Source organism: Paraburkholderia sp. J7, assembly GCF_905220155.1.
Classification (GTDB): Bacteria; Pseudomonadota; Gammaproteobacteria; order Burkholderiales; family Burkholderiaceae; genus Paraburkholderia.
In genome coordinates this window covers 19018-36470 of record NZ_CAJMYZ010000035.1, presented here as the reverse complement: position 1 = coordinate 36470, position 17453 = coordinate 19018, and the positions used below count along the sequence as shown (strand labels likewise).

Below are 17453 nucleotides of genomic sequence, written 5' to 3'. Positions count from 1 at the left end.
GAGATGACAAGAAAGAATTCAGAAAATTTAGGAGACTTAAATGCGGTCTAACATGCTCACTTTGCATGACCCGCGACTGGCGCGAGCGTTCTACGAGCGCGGTCTGTGGCAGGGCGATACGCTGTATACCCTCGCAAGCAGGCACGCTGGCGCGCGCCCCGGACACTACGCTTTCCGCGACGCCTACCGACGCCTTACGTGGCGACAACTCACGCGCTGGGCGGACGCCGTTGCAGCCGATTTGCATGCAGCGGGTGTGAAGACGGGCGATATCGTCGCGAGCTGGTTGCCCAATCGTGTCGAATGCTGGGTTCTGATGCTCGCCTGCTCGCGAAATGGCTACGTCTGCACCCTGTCGCTGCATCAGAACCACACGGTCGACGAGGTGCTTACCCTGCTGCAGCGCTGCGACGTCGCTGCGTTCGTGGGACAGGTCGGTTACGGCTCGGGCTCGGACCGCAAGAGCGTTTTCGATAGCGTCAAAGCACAAGAAGGCGTGCGCCGTGTCTACGCGTTTACTACAGAAGGCTCGAGCGACCGGCCCGAGGGTACGCATCCGTTTCCCGACGTTGAGAGTTCGCTGAAGCCTCCGCCGGTCAACGACAATCCAGACAAGGTGACGTACCTCGCTTTCACCTCAGGTACGACAGGCGCGCCGAAGGCGCTGATGCACAGCGACAACACGCTCCTCGCAAACGGCCGCGCGATGGTGGCCGACTGGGCGCACACCTGCGAGACGGTCATGTATTGTCTCGGTCCGCAAAGCCACCACCTGGCGACGGTCGGGCTCGAACAGTGTCTGGCTTGCGGCTGCGAGATGGTCGTCAACGATTTGCGCAAGGGTGAGAAGCCTGTCGACCGGATCATCGAATCCGGTGCAAGTTACGTGATGGGTGTGCCGACCCACGCGATCGACATTCTGATCGAACTCGATGCCCGCAAACTCGACCGTCTGGGCAACGTGCGCGTTTTCTATCTGTCGGGCGCAGCGATTCCGGCGGAGCTCGCGCGCCGCCTGCTCGATCGTGGCATCAAGCCGAAAAACACATATGGCATGTCGGAGAACGGGTCACACACGTCGACGCTGCCTACCGATGATTTCGATACGCTGGTTGCGACCGTGGGGCAAACAGTGGGCCGGGGCAACGCCTGCTACGAATTGCGCATCTTCCGGGCCGACGACCGTGATGTCGAGGCGCCGCAAGGCGAGATTGGCGAAATAGGGGGACGCGGGGCGTCGCTCATGCTGGGCTATTTCGGCAATCAAACGGCGACGCGCACGTCATTCAATTCCGAGGGGTGGTTCATGAGCGGCGATCTCGGCCGCTTCAACGAGAAGGGTGATCTCGAGATCATTGGGCGCCTCAAGGATCTGATCATCCGTGGTGGTCACAACATCTATCCGGCCGAAATCGAGGGGCTGGCCATTACTCATCCGAGTGTCGTGAAGGCTGCGGCCTTTCCGGTGGCCGACGACCGGCTGGGAGAGAAAGTCTGCCTCGGCATTATCGCCGTGGAAGGCGAGGAAGTTTCCCCCGACGAGATGCTCTCGCATCTGTTCGATGCTGGTCTGTCGAAGTACGACATGCCGGAGTACTTCATCCGCATGAGCGAATTTCCGATGACGGCGAGCGGCAAGATTCTCAAGCGGGAACTGACCGCGCAAGTCAGATCCGGCGAGCTGGCGCCACAGCCAGTGCGTTGGACGGGACGTAAGGAGACTTCGCTGTGACTTCCGAATCGAAGCTCAAATCTCCAGCGGACCTCGTGGATCTGCGTGGTCGCGTTGTCTGCATCAGCGGCGCTGCTTCAGGAATCGGGAAGGCGCAGGTGGAACTCTTTCTCGATGCGGGCGCGAGCGTCGTTGCGCTCGACATTGACGACGCTGGTTTGCAGCGGCTCTATGTGAGCCTGCCCGCCTACGCTGAACGACTGGTTTGCAAGACCGTGGATCTGACCATGCCCGAGCAGGTCGATCACGCTGTCGCTGCCGGGAAACAGGCGTTTGGGGTGATCGACACCCTGTGCAATACAGCCGGTTTCCTCGATGGCTATGCACGCAGTCTGGATACCGCGGAATCACTCTGGGACAGAGTGTTCGAGATCAACGTCAAGGCAATGTACCGCCTCACCAATGCGTTGCTGCCGGACATGCTCGAACACCGATCGGGCGTGATTGTGAACATGGCATCGATCGCCGGATTCCAGGCGGGAGGAGGGGGTGCCGCGTATACGTCGAGCAAGCATGCCGTTATTGGATTCACACGGCAGCTGTCATATGACTATGGCCGCTCCGGCGTCCGTGTGAATGCGGTATGTCCGGGGATGATCGAGACCGCGATGACTGAGGATGTGTTGGCCGATCCGGAGTCGAAGCTCGTCAGAACGCTCAAGCGCGTCCCTGCCGGTCGCCTCGGGCGTCCAGAGGACATTGCTCGCGTCGCGCTGTTTCTGTGCGGTCCTGGGGCGGATTTCATCCACGGTGCGGCCATCGTCGTGGACGGCGGGTTGATGGTGAAGTGACGGCGTGGCAGCGTGCCCGGCGTATGAAAGCACCGGCGCGTTGCCCGATATCTGATGCAGTCCATGCAGATGACGTAGCGCATCGATGAAATGCGGCGCGCATCGCGATTGCTGGTGAGACGAGATCGCCCAGCACGGAGGAGACAATCATGCAAAACTCAGTAAGGCCTTTGGGCCGCGTCGGCATCGTCAAGGTCGCAGCGGCCAGCTTTATCGGAACGCTGATCGAGTACTTCGACTTTTTCCTTTTCGGCACCGCGGCGGCTCTGGTATTCAACAAGATATTTTTTCCGAACCTGGACCCGCTGATCGGAACGATGGCTTCGTTCGCGGCTTTCGGTGTCGCGTTCGTCGCCCGTCCCCTCGGCGGCATCGTGTTCGGCCACTTCGGCGACCGGCTGGGGCGGAAAGCCATGCTGGTATTGAGCCTTTCCATCGTCGGGGTATCGACGGCGGCCGTCGGGCTGCTGCCAACCTATGCGCAGGTCGGTCTGCTCTCGCCGGCATTGCTGGTCTTCTGCCGGATCATGCAGGGGATCGCCATCGGCGGCGAGTGGAGCGGGGCGGTGCTGATGGCCGTGGAACATGCCCCGGCGCGCAAGCGCGCCTTTTACGGGAGCTGGCCGCAGTGCGGCATTCCCGCGGGGTTGGTGCTGGCGACGGCTTCATTCTTTTTCGTACAGAAGCTGCCTGCCGCCGACATGATGAGCTGGGGCTGGCGTGTGCCCTTCGTCGCGAGCGCAATACTCGTGCTGCTCGGCCTGTATATCCGACTGAAAATTGAAGAGACCCCGGTGTTCGCTGCGGTGAAGGAGCGCAGGCAGGAGGCACGCTTTCCGGTGGCGGAAGTGGTCAAAACCGCGTGGCGTTCGCTGTTGATTACGATCTTCGCAATGGCTTCGCCGAACATCCTGTTCTACATCGCGACGGTTTTTGTTTTGCGCTACGCGCCGGAGCATGTCGGCGTTTCACGTGATGTCGTACTGGGCGCCATCTGCGCCGCCGCCTTCGTGCAGATATTCACGATCCCGCTATTCGCGATCCTCGCGGACCGGTTTGGCCGGAGGCCGGTGCTGCTGTGCGGCTCCGTGCTGATGGTGTTTGCGGCATTCCCGTTTTTCTGGCTGATCGACGGGGGCACCGTGCTGGGGACCTTTCTGGCGCTGCAGTTGGCGTTGCCCATTCTGCATGCGTGCACCTACAGCCCGATTGCCAGCTTTATGCCCGAGCAGTTCGAGACTCGTCTGCGTTACACAGGATCGGCCATTGGTTACCAGGTGGGCGGTTTGATCACGAGTGGCCCCGTGCCCTTCGTCGCCGCTGCGCTGATCGCGTCCTTTGGTTCGTCGTGGCCGCTCGCGCTGTATGTCATGCTCGGCGGCATGCTTTCGCTGATTGCCGTATCGGCGGCGCGGGAGACCTATATGGCGCATATCGACGAGAGGCCCGGGCAGACCGACGGGACTTCGGACACTTCCTCAGCGGCTTCGCTGGTAGGAGGACCCGCAACTGACGCAGGCCGGTAGCGGCGCGAAATCATACGAGGGCAATTGCGTGCCAATCGACTATTCAGCGCTTAAAGACTGGCGCTTCGACGACGTTACCCATCGCTACGACAGACGCGACACGATCCTGTACGCGTTGAGCGTGGGGGCAGGTGAGAACCCCGCCGACGATCTCGCGCTGCGCTACGTCTACGAACGGGATCTGCTCGTGGTCCCCTCGATGGCCGTCGTGCTCGGCTATCCGGGCTTCTGGCTCAGGAATCCGGCGACGGGTCTGGACTGGAAGTCCGTGCTACACGTGGAGCAGAGCGTCACGCTACATAGAGCGCTACAACCGGAAGGCAGCGTGACTGGGCGTAACCGCGTGGAAGAAGTCTACGACCGTGGTGGTGGCCGTGGGGCCGTCATGGTAACGGTGCGCGATATTGCCGACGCGCTGAGCGGGGACCCCGTCGCGACGCTTCGATGCACGGAATTCTGCCGTGGCGAAGGCGGATTCGGCGGCCCACCTCCACCGGTGCGCGACATTGAATCGATGCCGCAGACGCCGCCCGACCACGAGATCGCCGTGGCGATCTCGCCGCGCGCGGCGTTGCTTTATCGTCTGACCGGCGACGACAATGCATTACATGTCGATCCCTCAGTAGCACGCACTGTGGGATTCGAGCGTCCAATTTTGCACGGCATGTGCACTTTTGGCACAACCGTATTGTCGCTGGTACGTCTTCTGGTCCCGAATCGACCCGGCGCCATACGACATATGAAAATGCGATTCACGGCTCCGGTTCTTCCTGGCGATCGCTTGAGCATCGACGTGTGGCATATCCGGCCGGGATCCGTCCGATTCCGTGTACGAGTCCCTTCACGTGAAGCTGTCGTGATCGACTACGGGTGGCTTCAGTTCGATACTTATCAATAGTCCTTATGAATCTACAGTTCAGCACACGTGACAGGCTCGGTCCCGTATTGGTAGTCACCATCGACCGTCCCGATGCCCGCAACGCCCTCAACGTAGAAGCCCATCACGAACTCGGGCGCATATTCGACGATTTCGAGGATGATCCTTCACTGCGGGTCGCGATTATCACCGGACGCGGGAACAAGGCCTTCTGCGCCGGTAGCGACATCAAGGATGATGTGAATCCCGACAGCAAGCCTGTCTCCGGCTTTGCCGGACTTAGTCGCCGGTTTGATCTGCGCAAGCCCGTTATCGCGGCCGTCAACGGCGTTGCGCTCGGTGGTGGCGTGGAGATCCTGCTCGCCTGTGACATCGCAGTAGCGGTGGATTCTGCGCGATTCGGCTTCCCGGAACCCCGTGTCGGGCTGGCTGCGATCGAAGGCGGACTGCAGCGGCTCGCGCAGCACATTCCTTTCAAGTTCGCGATGCAAATGCTGTTGACCTGCGAAACTATCGACGCCGCAACAGCGCTACGCTTTGGCCTGGTCAACGAAGTCGTACCTGAAAACGCGCTGCTAGAGTCGGCGATGCGCTATGCCTCGGCGATCGTCGCAGCGTCGCCTCTTGCGATCGAGACAACCAAAGCGGTAGTCATGCAGGGCATGAAAGAGGCGGGCGTAACAGGAACGTCGGTATGGCGACATGAGGCTGTCGCCAGCTTGTGGCAGAGTAACGACGCTGCCGAGGGCCTCAGCGCATTCGCGCAACGGCGGCAGCCAGTGTGGAAGGGCCGGTAAAGGTGTCAAGGCCCCAGCCATGTAACAACAATGGCAGAAAGCTGAAAATCGAACCACAAGCGCGGCAACTGGAATGGCGCGAACTCAGCGGCGTCTGCTAGACGGAGGAACAAATCTGCGGTTTGCTGGCGCTCACAAGGGTGGTGCGATCAGCGATTTCACCTCCTTCACGACGAACGCGGTACATACGTTCCTGACGCTCGGGCAAGCGTTGATGTGGTTGCGCGCAAACTCTCCGAATTCGATGGGAGATTTGGCGACCACGATCAACTGATAGTCGTATTCGCCGGAGATGCTGTAACAGGCAATGATCTCGGGTAACGGCCGGATGGCCATCTCAAACGCCCGCATATGCTCGATGTTGCGCTGGATTAGAGAGACCTGCACGAGCGCCGTGACGACATAGCCGAGCTGAGCGGGATCTACACGCGCGTGATACCCCGTAATGACGCCGAGCGATTCAAGGCGCTTTACGCGGCGCCAGCAAGGTGACGTACTGAGATTGACCTTTTCTGAGAGTTCAGCGCTGGACAGGCGAGCGTCGGCCTGCAATGCAACGAGAATTTGCTGGTCGAGACGGTCCAGCGTCGGGGTCGAACGATTCATTTCGTTACTCCAGAACTTAACGGCTGATTCATCGCGTGATCGACATTATCGTTGCGCCAAAAACGGCAAACAATAGTGGCGCTACTTAGATATCTTGTTCGTTTGCATCGCTCCGACTTCGGGCAGTCGAAATCAATCTGTTTTCCCGGAGCCGGTGAATGCCGCAGCATCAAGATCAACCGAAAGCGGAGAGAAAATGAAGATTTGCGTGCTTGGCGCTGGGGCATTGGGTTCAGTCATTGGTGGTTGCCTCGCGGAAGGTGGATCGGAAGTCTTTCTGGTGTGCCGGGAAGGCGCGCACTATCAAGCGCTGGCGACACGTGGGCTTGAACTGCGAGAGGACGGAAAATCGCGCATCGTCAACGTCAAGGCGACGACTGATTGCAACGAGATTGGTCTCGTCGATCTGGTGATTCTGCTCGTCAAGTCCTTTGATACGGAAGCGGCAATGGCGGGAGCGAGTGCGCTGTTTGGTCCGGATACGGTATTGATGTCGCTGCAAAACGGGCTGGGACATGAAGAAATCCTTAGGGAGATCGTGGGTGCGGAACGTGTGATCGCAGGCAAGAGCTATATCGGCGGCGTTCTTGTCGAGCCGGGCGTTGTGCTTGCGGGTCGGCACGACAAGCTGACGACCATTGGCGAGCTCGACGGGAAAATCTCGGAGCGAGTGTTGCGTATTGCCGCCGAGTTCGAACGCGCCGGTTTGCGCGTGAAGGCCGAAGACAACATCCTCGGCAAGATGTGGGACAAGCTGCTTGTGAACGTGGCGACGGCTGCGCTGTGCAGCATCACGCGCTTGACGTTCGGTGAGCTGTTTCAGGTGCCGGGAATGCGTGATTGTGGCGTGGCGGCAGTGGCAGAGGGTATCGTGGTCGCGCGAGCGATGGGCATCGATCTGGCCATCGACGATCCCTATGAGATCTGGGACCGGATTCCCCACGGCCTGCCGTTCGAATTCAAGCCGTCGATGCTGCAGAGCGTGGAGAAGGGAACCGTCACTGAGATCGACTTCGTGAACGGATCGGTCGTGCGTCTCGGCGAGAAGTATGACGTACCCACCCCGGTCAACCGAACGCTGGTAGCCTGTGTCAAGGGCGTCGAGCGCAACATCATGTTGTCTGTACGGCCGGGCGTCTGAGCGTGTTGAAGTCACGTAATGCACGGTTGTTGCGCGGCGTACGCCTGGCTGGCGGGCAGCGGAGTCGCCCGGAGGATAGCTAAAGGAGCGCCGGGATCAGCAGCACCGATCCCGGCGATGTGATGCGCGAACGGTCAGGAGAGGTGCGACCGCAGTATCAAACCCATGCGTTTGATGCCCTCGGCGATCGCGTCATCGGTACAGGCGGAAAAACTCAGGCGGGCGTTATTGACAGGGAGATGTCGCGTATCTGCGAAGAAGTGCACGCCTGGCACGTACGCGACCTTGGTGCGCGGCAGGAGTGTCGATCTGAGGAACTGGTCGGCGTCGAAGTCACCCGGAAAGGTCAGCCACGTAAACATCCCACCATCGGGTTGTGTGTAGGCGACCGAGTTGGGAAACGTGTCGGCGATGGTGTTCATCATCACGTCGCGTTTGTGGCGGTAGTGCTTGACGATGGTCTCGACGTGCCGGTCATGGTCGAACGTCTTGAGATAGGCGCTTGCGACTTTCATGTTGACGGTGCTGCATTGCGTGTCGGCCGCTTGCTTCAGCTGTGCGAAATTCTGCACGATCTCCTTGTTGGCGACGGCCCATCCCAGCCGCATACCGGGCACGAGGCTCTTCGAAAAACTGCCAAGGAAGATGACACGACCCTGGGTGTCGAAACTCTTGATGGGCACCACCGGGGCACCGGAGTAGCGCATGTCCCGGTAAGGCGAGTCTTCGAGGATGTAGAAGTCGTAGCGGTTGGCCAGGTCCACCAGCATGCGACGACGCTCCAGACTCAAGGTGACGCCCGCCGGATTCTGGAAGTCCGGAATCGTGTAAAGGAACTTGATCCCGCTTTCCCGCTCGAGGATGGCCTCGAGTGCAACGGGGTCTACACCGTGGCTATCCATCGGGATACCGATGTAGCGTGGTTCATAGGCATTGAAGGCGATGAGTGCACCAAGAAATGTCGGCGCCTCGACCAATACGGTGTCACCTTCGTCAATTAACATCTTTCCGGCGAAGTCGAGCCCCTGCTGTGCACCGTGCAGGATCACGATGTTATCGGCGTCGCAGGCGACGCCTTCTGAGCACATTCTGTCGGCAATCTGTTGCCGTAAAGTCGCGTCGCCCTGCGAATGTGTGTACTGGAACGCCATGTTGTCCGTCGCAATGACAGATTGATACACCTCGCGCAGATTTTCTGTGGGGAATTGCGAGGCGTCCGGGTATCCGCCACAAAAGGAGATGACCTCGGGATCATGTTCGAGCTGGTGCAGTTCGCGAATGGCGGAAGGCTTGACCATTGCCATTCTCTTTGAGTATTTCACTGCGAATCTCCGTAGTGACAGGGATGTGTCGGACGCTGCGTCGTTGAAGTCACCTCGGCGGGGCCGTTAGCGAATTAACCAAGGTCCCGTAGCGCCACACGTCCACGCAGGCTATCAAGCTAAAACGTTGAGGACTTTCGAATTCGCGACACCATTATCAGAAGTGTGCCGTGGGTTGGGTCCGGCTTCGAACAGGGCAGTCTTGTTGATTGGCGTGGTCTTTGCTTGATCACGGCTTCCGTCGGAGGACCGTATGAAGCATGCATGGAGCAGCTACGCTCAGTTTCATCAGATGTCGGAATATGGAAGGTTTGCGCAGGAACATCGTCGCTCTGTGGGCAGGATCCCGTTTCAGATGCTGACCGTTGAGTCGTGCCCGCACAATTTTGTGGACCCGGAGCTTGGCGAGACGCTGCTTGCCTTGCCATTGACCGTGGAGAGGGGCTGCAACTGGACATGGCACATCAATGGTCGAAGCGTGACGCAGCGAGTGAGCGTAGGCCGCATGCTGGTCGTGCCGCCGGATCTGCAAAGCGCATGGGAAGTGGACGGTGCACGCACCATGTTGACGCTCTGTATCCCCAATGCGTCGTTCCGGAGCATTCTGGGCGACCTCAGTGCGAAGGCGATCAGGACGGCGCTCTGGGATATCTCATCGGACACATGGGAAGATGAGTTCGTCGAGGGGGCGATGAAGCAGTTGTGGACCTGCTGCACCGGGGATCAATTTCTTGATGCGCATCTGAGCGACGGGATCATTACGGCGATCGTTGCCAACCTGCTAAAACGCGCCGGTGGCGTGGATAGTGCTGCGGCGCCGGTCTCCATGCCTGCGTGGCGGATGCGTCAGTTGCGCAGTTTTGTGGAGAGCCATCTTTCGGAAAACATTAACGTCGAAGACCTGGCTGGTGCCGCTGGGCTGAGCCCACGACAATTTTTCCGCGCGTTCCGGGAGCAGACGGGGGAGACTCCGCATCGCTGGCTTGCCGGGATTCGTCTCGAGAAGGCCAAGGGACTGCTCGCGCATAGCAATGAGCGTCTCTACGACATTGCCGTGTCGTGCGGCTTCTCCAGTCAAAGCCATTTGAGCGCGACATTCAGACAGGTGACGGGAATGACGCCATCGCAATGGCGCAGTCTCGGCGGCGTCACGCCACCAAAATGAGTCAGCTTCCGTGAACAAAAGGTGATGCGCGGCGAATAGCGGGGTAGCACGGCAGCGGGGGGCTGGCGTTGGCCCCTACCGCGAAAGCATTCAGAGCATCGGAGAGGTTCGGTTCAATACGGTCTTGAGTGCAAAACTCGAACGGATGTGCTCGACGCCGGGGATGCGTGTAAGCGTCTTGGCGAGAAAGTTCTGATAGGCGTCCAGATCCGGAACAACGACACGCAGGATGAAGTCGGCGTCTCCAGTCATCGTGAAGCAGCTCATGACTTCCGGCGCCACCACGATCTCTTTTTCGAATCGTTTGATTGCAGCGTCGGCCTGATTTTCGAGCGTGACGGATACGAACACGTTGAGTCCACCAATCAATTTGCGTTCGTCCAGGTGCGCGATATAGCCCAGAATAAATCCCTGCTCTTCGAGCTTGTGCACACGCCTGAGCGTTGGCGTGAGCGAGAGACCGATGCGTTCAGCCAACTCGCGCCAGCTCAAGCGTCCGTCATTCGCCAATTCGCGCAGGATTTTCAGGTCGATTTTGTCGAGGTCTTGTTCGTGGATCACAGTTACTCTATTTCCAGATCAGGTTGGTTCAAACACATCAGAGCGCGCCAACGGACGCACTTAGTTTAGTGCAAATAGACGCGAAGAAGAGCCTATGCTTGAACGCTTCCAGTAACGTTCTTCTGCATGACTGTGCACTCATTTAGCGATACGCACTATGTACTTATGCGGCTATTCCTGGTTGAGCACTCCCACTTACTTCATCCGTCTCGTTGATTTCGCCATGTCCTACCTTCAAGAACCCGCCCGCAAGACTGTGTCCATCCTCACCCTGCAAGCCATGCGAGATGCCGGAGAGCGTATTGCGATGATGGCGTGCTATGACGCGAGCTTTGCGGCTATGTTGGACCAGTGGGGTGTTGATGTTCTGCTCGTTGGTGACTCGCTTGGCAATGTCGTCCAGGGGCAGACAACCACGTTGCCGGTCACGATCGAGCACGCTATCTACCATACGCAAGCCGTCTCGCGCGGCAACCGCACCGCGCTCGTCGTCGCAGATCTTCCGTTTGCGACCTACCCGACGCCTGCCGATGCCTTCGAAAACGCAGCGCGACTGATGCGAGCAGGCGCGCAAATGGTCAAGCTCGAGGGTGGTGCGTGGCTGGCGGAGACTGTTCGCTTTCTCGTCGAGCGTGGCATTCCAGTTTGTGCGCACATCGGCTTGACGCCTCAGTCGGTGCACGCGCTCGGTGGATTTCGGGTTCAGGGGAAAACGGATGCGGCCGCCACTCGACTGATCGAAGATGCGCTCGCCCTTGAAGAGGCGGGTGCGCAATTGCTCGTCATGGAGGCCATGCCAGCCGCCCTTGCCGCCGAGGTCACCGCGCGCCTGCGAATTCCGACTATTGGCATTGGCGCCGGGGTGCATTGCTCCGGTCAGGTTCTCGTGATGCACGATGCACTCGGTGTCTACCTGGGACGCAAGGCGAAGTTCGTCAAGAATTTCATGGAAGAACAAACGTCGATCGAAGGGGCAATCAAGGCGTACGTTGCGGAAGTCAAGGCGGGTACGTTTCCCTCTCCTGATCATTCTTTCGCGGCGTGACTTCGCCGCGTGGCCATGTAGTTTCCCGTGGCGCTGCCAATGAATCAAGGCAGCGCCACAGGCGCGGAGACGATGCTGCTTACTCGCCGGTGAAATTGGGTGGGCGTTTGCCAGCGAATGCCGCGAGGCCTTCCGCATAGTCTTTGCTCCAGCCCATTTCGCGGATACTTGTCGCTTCCATCGAGAGCTGCTGCTCTAGCGAGTGGCTGCTGGCCGTGAGGACGAGCTGGCGAGTGCGGGCAAGCGCCTTGGTCGGCATGGCGGCGAGACGGTCGGCGAGCGCCTTGATGCCCGCTGCAAAATCCTCATCATCCAGCACATCCCAGATCAGCCCCCATTCCGCTGCCTTGGTTGCCGGCAGCTTGTCCGCCAGCATGGTCAGTCCCATCGCTCGGGCGGTGCCGAGGCGCTGCGAAAGGAACCACGTGCTGCCTGTGTCGGGCGTTAGACCGATCCGCGAAAACGCTTGCAGGAAATAGGCAGAACGCGCTGCCACGACGATGTCACAGGCAAGGGCCAACGCAGCGCCGCCACCTGCCGCGAGGCCATTGACTGCGGCAACGGTCGGCATGTGGAGGTTCTGCAGCTTCATCACGAGCGGCTTCACGAGCCGCTCGACCAGATTGCCAATATCGGGCAGCTTCCCTTCGACCGCTTGCATTGCAGGGTCGGCAAGGTCCTGACCAGCACAGAAGGCGCGGCCCGCTCCGGTCAAAACGAGCACGCGAATGCGCCTGTCTGCTTCGAGTTCGTCGAGCGCGCGCAGCAGTTCGAGCACGGTCGCCTCATCAAAGCTATTGAGCTTTTCCGGGCGGTTTATTTCGATGCGCGCGATCGCTCCGGCGACGCTGACGTTGATCGTGTTGAAAGACATGATGTTTTCCCGATTGAGCAAGACGGACACTGGGGGGGCATACCGTGGCTGGCTGAATGAACCGTTGCGTTCGTCGACGCGAACCCGCCACGCACGCCATCCCAGACTACGGCTGACGATACGCCGGGCGTCATTATGTGTCAAGATCATGATGCAAAGTCCAGATGATTGGTTTGAACGGGTAGATCAGATTCGATCATCCGTTCTCAGGTATGACAGTTACCCGTCGTAAATTCGAGGCGGAAGGTACTTGAGAGCCGGCCGGGGGCCACCGGGCGCTTCCGTTGCAGGAGGATCGACGTCGAGTTGTGTCCTTATGATTTCGACGCACTGGTCTGTTGATCATCCAATGTGTGCGCGACGAAGACACAGATGCTCTGAAGAGGGCGTTTCGAAGACACGCCTGCGTGGCCGCACGGCAAGGTCACGCATCCGAATGCGTGTCGTAATCGCACGTGTGGGGCGGCCCTCCTGCTCAGTACGCGGGCAAGCAAGCACCAGATGGCACGAATGTCGCTTTTCGTTGTCCGCGGTGTGCGAAGCCGCTTAATGGCCAGGCTTTGTCGGGTTAGCAGGGAGCCGAAGGCGGCCTATCGCGCAGCGAATTCGACATCAATACATTGGAGACACGGATGAAATCACTGCAACTGGGGCAGGGCGTCGAATTGGCGCCACAGGAGGACGTGGATGAGAAGCGAAAGAGCGCGATCAAGGGCGCTGTCTTCTCGGAGTTCATCGACATGTTCGATATCTATCTCCCCGTGATTATTCTGGCGCCTATCCAGTCGTATTTTCTCCCACCGCACCTCCAGCACGGGCAACAGGCCGTGCTGGAATCTCTTGTCTTCATCATGACGCTGCTCGGGCGGCCGCTGGGAGCGCTGCTCTTTGGTCGGATCGCTGACCGTATTGGTCGCCGGACAGCATCGATTGCCTCGGTGACAGGGTTCGGCGTTGCGACGCTGCTAATTGCCCTGATTCCCGGCTACGCGTCGATCGGAATCGCATCGTACTGGATCCTTGTGATTTTGCGCTTTGTCGACGGTATCTTTCTTGGTGGTGGATATACAGGAGCGCTGCCGCTGGCGATCGAGTATGCGAAGAAGGAACAACGCGGCCTCGTGGGCGGCATTATCCTCGCAGGCTTCCCGGCGGCCTACGTCGCGATCAATTTCATCGCGATGATTATGTTCAAGCTCTTCCCCGTGGGCGGACCAGACTCGGCCTATGCCCAATGGGGATGGCGCGTGCCATTCGTACTTGGTGCTCTGATGGCAGCCTGGTTGGCTGTCTACTATGTCCGCAAGGTTGCCGAATCCGAAGTCTGGGGCAGGAAAACAGCGCGTACGCAAAACGCTACGTCGGCGGTGCGTTTGACCAGGGGAAGCGAATTCAAGAGTCTTGTGCAGGTATTGGCGATGATGACGGGTTTCTGGTTGACGCAGAATGTCGTTGGCCTGTTCTTGCCCACAGGTGTCCTGTTGAGGACACTGCACCTTACGGCGTTCGAGATGACGATCACGCTCATGGTGTCGTATTCGATACTCTGTCTTGGCTATATCGGCGCCGGGATGCTGGGTCAGCGGATCGGCAGGCGCACCATGCTTGCGCTCATCGGCGCGCTCAGCGCCACGCTGGGTGCAATTCTGCTTTATTTGCTGATCGGCGCCGCCGGTGCGGCGCTGCCCGTCGTCATGCTGCTGGTTTGTCTGCTTGCTCTCACGGTCAGCTCCGCATGGGCCGTCATCGTGACATACATCAACGAACGCTTCGCGACAGGAGTCCGCGCGACGGGCTTTGGCGTCGGCTACAGTCTGTCCGTGATCGTGCCGTCGTTCTACGCGTTCTATATGAACTGGCTGGGCACGGTGATGCCGTCGCGATACACGCCGATCGCCCTGTTATGCATTGGAGGTGTCATTGCTTGCGCTGGTGCGCTCATGGGTCCCGAGACGAAAGACGTTGAGCTTTGAAGCGGTCGTGCGTATGCGGGCCGGCACTACCGGCTCGCGCGTTGCACGATTCGGCGCTTCTACTCGTGCAGCTGCGCGAGTGCTGTAGTGTCTCCTCGCTTGCTGCCGGCGGGTTCATCGAGATTGACGTCGCACATGCCCTGGTTGAGCTGATTCAGGAAATGGACCAACGATACCTTGTCGTCGAATCGGAAGCCGGCGAGCGCTTGTCGATAGAACTCATAGATCTTCGGCTGCAAACTGTTCCAAAACTTGTGTCCGACGGGCGTCAGCACCACCATCTTCGCGCGTCTGTCTACCGTGTCGGCCACGCGCAAGACGTGCTCCTCTCGTTCCAGCCGTTTCAGGACGCCATCGAGACTTTGTCGACTTACGACGAGATAGTCCGCCAGTTCCGAAAACGACATGCCGTTGGCGACCTGCGGGCGTGATAGCGCCCCCAGCACGGCCCATTGCACGGTGGTAATACCAAGTGACTTGATCGTCTGCCTGTCGAGGGTGTTACCGGCCTGAAACAGGCGGAAGAACAACCGGTTGTGGATGGACGAGACGGACTGATCGTATGAGGGATCGGTTGTAGTCATGATTGTCTGGTGAAAGGCCGGCCGGTTCAGCGTCCGAATCCAATATTGTAAGGGGGCATTCGGGCAGACACTTCATCGCACGCTCGCGGGAGAAGGCGTCGGCGTGTTGAAGCGGCCTGTGTCCTGGTTGACGGATGCACGCCGCAGGCACCGCAAGCGCGTCGCAGACAGCCAATTTAGACAGCTACGTGACCTTTGTTAGGAATAGTCAAGACCTTGTATGGCCAATTTTTCAATCTTTAAAACAGTTTATCACGATAATTTATGTCATGATGTTGACGTAAAGATCGGCGCGATCTAGAGTACCGATACGATGCCTACAACATGACGAGACGCTCCATGCCCCGCTTTGAAACGTTACTGACCCCGCTTCCCGTTGGCTTGACGGTACTGCCTAACCGGATGGTGATGGGCGCCATGCACACACGCCTGGAAACGCTCGATCGACCGCACGAGCGCCTTGCAGCCTTCTATGCGGCACGAGCCGCTGGCGAGATCGGACTGATCCTCAGCGGTGGATTCTCGCCCAATCCGGAAGGGGTCATGGAAGAGGGGGGGCCGTTGTTCAATAGCGCTTCACAGCTCGACGAGCACCGGGGTGTGACGCATGCAGTCCATGAAGCGGGAGGCAAGATCGTGCTTCAGATCCTGCACGCCGGCCGCTATGCGAAGGTGCAGAACTGCGTCGCGCCGTCCGCGGGCAAGGCGCGTATCAATGCATTTTCGCCGCACCCGCTGAGCACGGAAGAGGTGCAGCGGACGATATCCGACTTTGCTCATACCGCAGCGCTAGCCGTCGAGGCAGGGTACGACGGCGTCGAGATCATGGGCTCGGAAGGATATCTGATCAACGAATTCACTGCGGAAGTGACCAATGCACGCAGTGACGAATACGGCGGCAGTTTCGAAGGGCGCATTCGTTTCCCGCTCGAGATCGTCGAAGCTGTGCGGTCCCGCATAGGGGCGGGGCCGATGCTGATCTACCGGATTTCGTCCATCGACCTCGTTGAAGGCGGCATGACTGGCGAGGAGATAGCGGCCTTTGCGCGGAGAATCGAAGCCGCGGGCGCCGACCTGATCAACACGGGTGTGGGTTGGCACGAGTCTGCAGTCCCTACGATTGCCGCCTCCGTGCCACGCGCAGTGTGGCGGGACGCGATCCGCAACGTGAAGCGTGCGGTCTCGATTCCTGTGATGGCGTCGAACCGGATCAATATGCCGGAAGTCGCCCAGGAGCTGATCGAATCCGGCGTGGCCGATCTGGTCTCGATGGCGCGGCCGCTGCTCGCCGATCCGGAGTTTGCAAAGAAAACGCGGCAGGGCAACGTCGACGAGATCAATACCTGCATCGGTTGCAATCAGGCTTGCCTCGATCGCATCTTCACCGAACGTACCGCAACGTGTCTGGTCAATCCGCGCGCGGGCCGTGAAATCGAGTTTCCGACGGGTACTGCTGCGCAGCCGAAACGCATCGCCGTTGTCGGCGGCGGACCTGCAGGCATGGCATTCGCCATCAACGCAGCCGAACGCGGACATGATGTCACCCTCTACGAGGCAGAAACCCGACTCGGCGGTCAGTTGAACATGGCGAAAGCGGTGCCAGGCAAGGCCGAGTTCAACGAAATGCTGCGCTATTTCGAGGCGCGGCTCGGCAAGCTCGGTGTGTCCATACGACTCGGCGCGGCGGCGACGGCCGATCAACTGGCGCGCGGTGATTTCGACGAGATCGTTCTCGCCACGGGGGTGACGCCGCGTATGCCGGAGATACCGGGCATCGACCATCCGAAGGCCGTGACCTATATCGACGTCCTCACCGGCAAGATTGACGTGGGCCCGCGCGTGGCGATTATCGGTGCAGGGGGTATCGGCTTCGACGTTGCCGAATATCTATTGGGCAATGCAGCGGAGTCGCTGGACGGGGAGGCATTCTTCCGGGCCTGGGGAGTCGACCCGGCGAACGTGCGCCCGGGCGGTCTGATACCCGTCGCCAACCACGCAGCCCCTCGTCGTTACGTCCACATGTTCCAGCGTAAGGTCGAACCGCTCGGCAAGCGGCTCGGGAAATCCACAGGCTGGATCCTGAAGGCGAAGTTGCGAAAGGCGAATGTGATGATGACGGCGGGGGCGACGTACGATGCCATCGACGATGACGGGCTGCATTACACGGTCGACGGCAAGCAGCACGTGCTCGACGTCGATCACGTCGTGCTGTGCGCCGGCCAAAATTCGAATCGTGCACTCCATGACGCACTCGTGGCCCGCGGCATCGAGCCCAGGTTGATTGGTGGCGCAGATGTGGCCGGTGAACTCGATGCGCTTCGGGCCATCGACCAGGCGACCCGGCTTGCCGTCGAGCTCTAAACCAGCGCGCTAATGTCTTGCGGTTGCGCGAAGGTGCATTGTGAAGCCAGCCGTCATAACCTGTCGTCTTGTGGCAGCAAGTAACACGCAAACCGCGA

General features: G+C 59.5%; 15 protein-coding genes. 10 read left to right on the top strand and 5 right to left on the bottom strand.

What is annotated here, in order from left to right:
* Positions 1-40: 40 nt before the first annotated feature.
* The 5 genes from U5A58_RS36855 (at position 41) to U5A58_RS36835 (ending at position 5723) form a co-directional block, all read left to right on the top strand.
* The gene (locus U5A58_RS36855; protein WP_321965034.1) at positions 41-1732 is read left to right on the top strand and encodes a class I adenylate-forming enzyme family protein; all 1692 of its coding nucleotides are present in this window, start codon (positions 41-43) and stop codon (positions 1730-1732) included.
* Positions 1729-2523, top strand: coding sequence for a glucose 1-dehydrogenase (locus U5A58_RS36850; protein WP_321965033.1), 795 nt, complete (start codon positions 1729-1731; stop codon positions 2521-2523). The genes U5A58_RS36855 and U5A58_RS36850 overlap by 4 nt, the downstream gene beginning before the upstream one ends.
* A 149-nt stretch (positions 2524-2672) precedes the next feature.
* Positions 2673-4049 carry an MFS transporter gene (locus tag U5A58_RS36845; protein WP_321965032.1) on the top strand — a complete coding sequence of 459 codons (1377 nt, stop codon included), beginning with the start codon at positions 2673-2675 and terminating at the stop codon, positions 4047-4049.
* Between the two features lie 28 nt (positions 4050-4077).
* Positions 4078-4947, top strand: coding sequence for a MaoC/PaaZ C-terminal domain-containing protein (locus tag U5A58_RS36840; RefSeq protein WP_321965031.1), 870 nt, complete (start codon positions 4078-4080; stop codon positions 4945-4947).
* Positions 4948-4952: 5 nt separating this feature from the next.
* The gene (locus U5A58_RS36835; protein ID WP_321965030.1) at positions 4953-5723 is read left to right on the top strand and encodes an enoyl-CoA hydratase-related protein; all 771 of its coding nucleotides are present in this window, start codon (positions 4953-4955) and stop codon (positions 5721-5723) included.
* Between the two features lie 132 nt (positions 5724-5855).
* On the opposite strand, the gene U5A58_RS36830 is transcribed toward U5A58_RS36835, so the two are convergent.
* The gene (locus U5A58_RS36830; protein WP_321965029.1) at positions 5856-6329 is read right to left on the bottom strand and encodes an Lrp/AsnC family transcriptional regulator; all 474 of its coding nucleotides are present in this window, start codon (positions 6327-6329) and stop codon (positions 5856-5858) included.
* Between the two features lie 196 nt (positions 6330-6525).
* Here U5A58_RS36830 and U5A58_RS36825 point away from each other — a divergent pair, with 196 nt between their 5' ends.
* The gene (locus U5A58_RS36825; RefSeq protein WP_321965028.1) at positions 6526-7470 is read left to right on the top strand and encodes a 2-dehydropantoate 2-reductase; all 945 of its coding nucleotides are present in this window, start codon (positions 6526-6528) and stop codon (positions 7468-7470) included.
* 134 nt (positions 7471-7604) lie between these two features.
* Here the strand turns inward: U5A58_RS36825 and U5A58_RS36820 are convergent, their stop codons facing one another.
* Positions 7605-8768: a PLP-dependent aminotransferase family protein gene (locus U5A58_RS36820; RefSeq protein WP_321965027.1), complete on the bottom strand. Its 1164-nt coding sequence runs from the start codon at positions 8766-8768 to the stop codon at positions 7605-7607.
* 277 nt (positions 8769-9045) lie between these two features.
* Between U5A58_RS36820 and U5A58_RS36815 the strand changes: the two genes are divergently transcribed.
* A complete protein-coding gene (locus tag U5A58_RS36815) occupies positions 9046-9957 on the top strand; it encodes an AraC family transcriptional regulator (RefSeq protein ID WP_321965026.1) in 912 nt (303 codons plus the stop codon).
* A gap of 90 nt (positions 9958-10047) precedes the next feature.
* On the opposite strand, the gene U5A58_RS36810 is transcribed toward U5A58_RS36815, so the two are convergent.
* A complete protein-coding gene (locus U5A58_RS36810; RefSeq protein WP_321965025.1) occupies positions 10048-10518 on the bottom strand; it encodes an Lrp/AsnC family transcriptional regulator in 471 nt (156 codons plus the stop codon).
* 223 nt (positions 10519-10741) lie between these two features.
* On the opposite strand from U5A58_RS36810, the gene panB reads away from it, so the two are divergent.
* Entirely contained in the window at positions 10742-11563 is an 822-nt protein-coding gene (gene panB / locus U5A58_RS36805; RefSeq protein WP_321965024.1) for a 3-methyl-2-oxobutanoate hydroxymethyltransferase, read from the top strand.
* 79 nt (positions 11564-11642) lie between these two features.
* Here the strand turns inward: panB and U5A58_RS36800 are convergent, their stop codons facing one another.
* Positions 11643-12437, bottom strand: coding sequence for an enoyl-CoA hydratase-related protein (locus U5A58_RS36800; RefSeq protein WP_321965023.1), 795 nt, complete (start codon positions 12435-12437; stop codon positions 11643-11645).
* Positions 12438-13069: 632 nt separating this feature from the next.
* On the opposite strand from U5A58_RS36800, the gene U5A58_RS36795 reads away from it, so the two are divergent.
* A complete protein-coding gene (locus U5A58_RS36795; protein ID WP_321965022.1) occupies positions 13070-14410 on the top strand; it encodes an MFS transporter in 1341 nt (446 codons plus the stop codon).
* Positions 14411-14469: 59 nt separating this feature from the next.
* Here the strand turns inward: U5A58_RS36795 and U5A58_RS36790 are convergent, their stop codons facing one another.
* Positions 14470-14994 (bottom strand): MarR family transcriptional regulator, encoded by a 525-nt coding sequence (locus tag U5A58_RS36790; protein WP_321965021.1) that lies wholly within the window; start codon positions 14992-14994, stop codon positions 14470-14472.
* Positions 14995-15333: 339 nt separating this feature from the next.
* On the opposite strand from U5A58_RS36790, the gene U5A58_RS36785 reads away from it, so the two are divergent.
* Positions 15334-17355, top strand: a complete 2022-nt coding sequence (locus tag U5A58_RS36785; RefSeq protein WP_321965020.1) for an NADPH-dependent 2,4-dienoyl-CoA reductase — start codon at positions 15334-15336, stop codon at positions 17353-17355.
* Positions 17356-17453 lie beyond the last annotated feature (98 nt).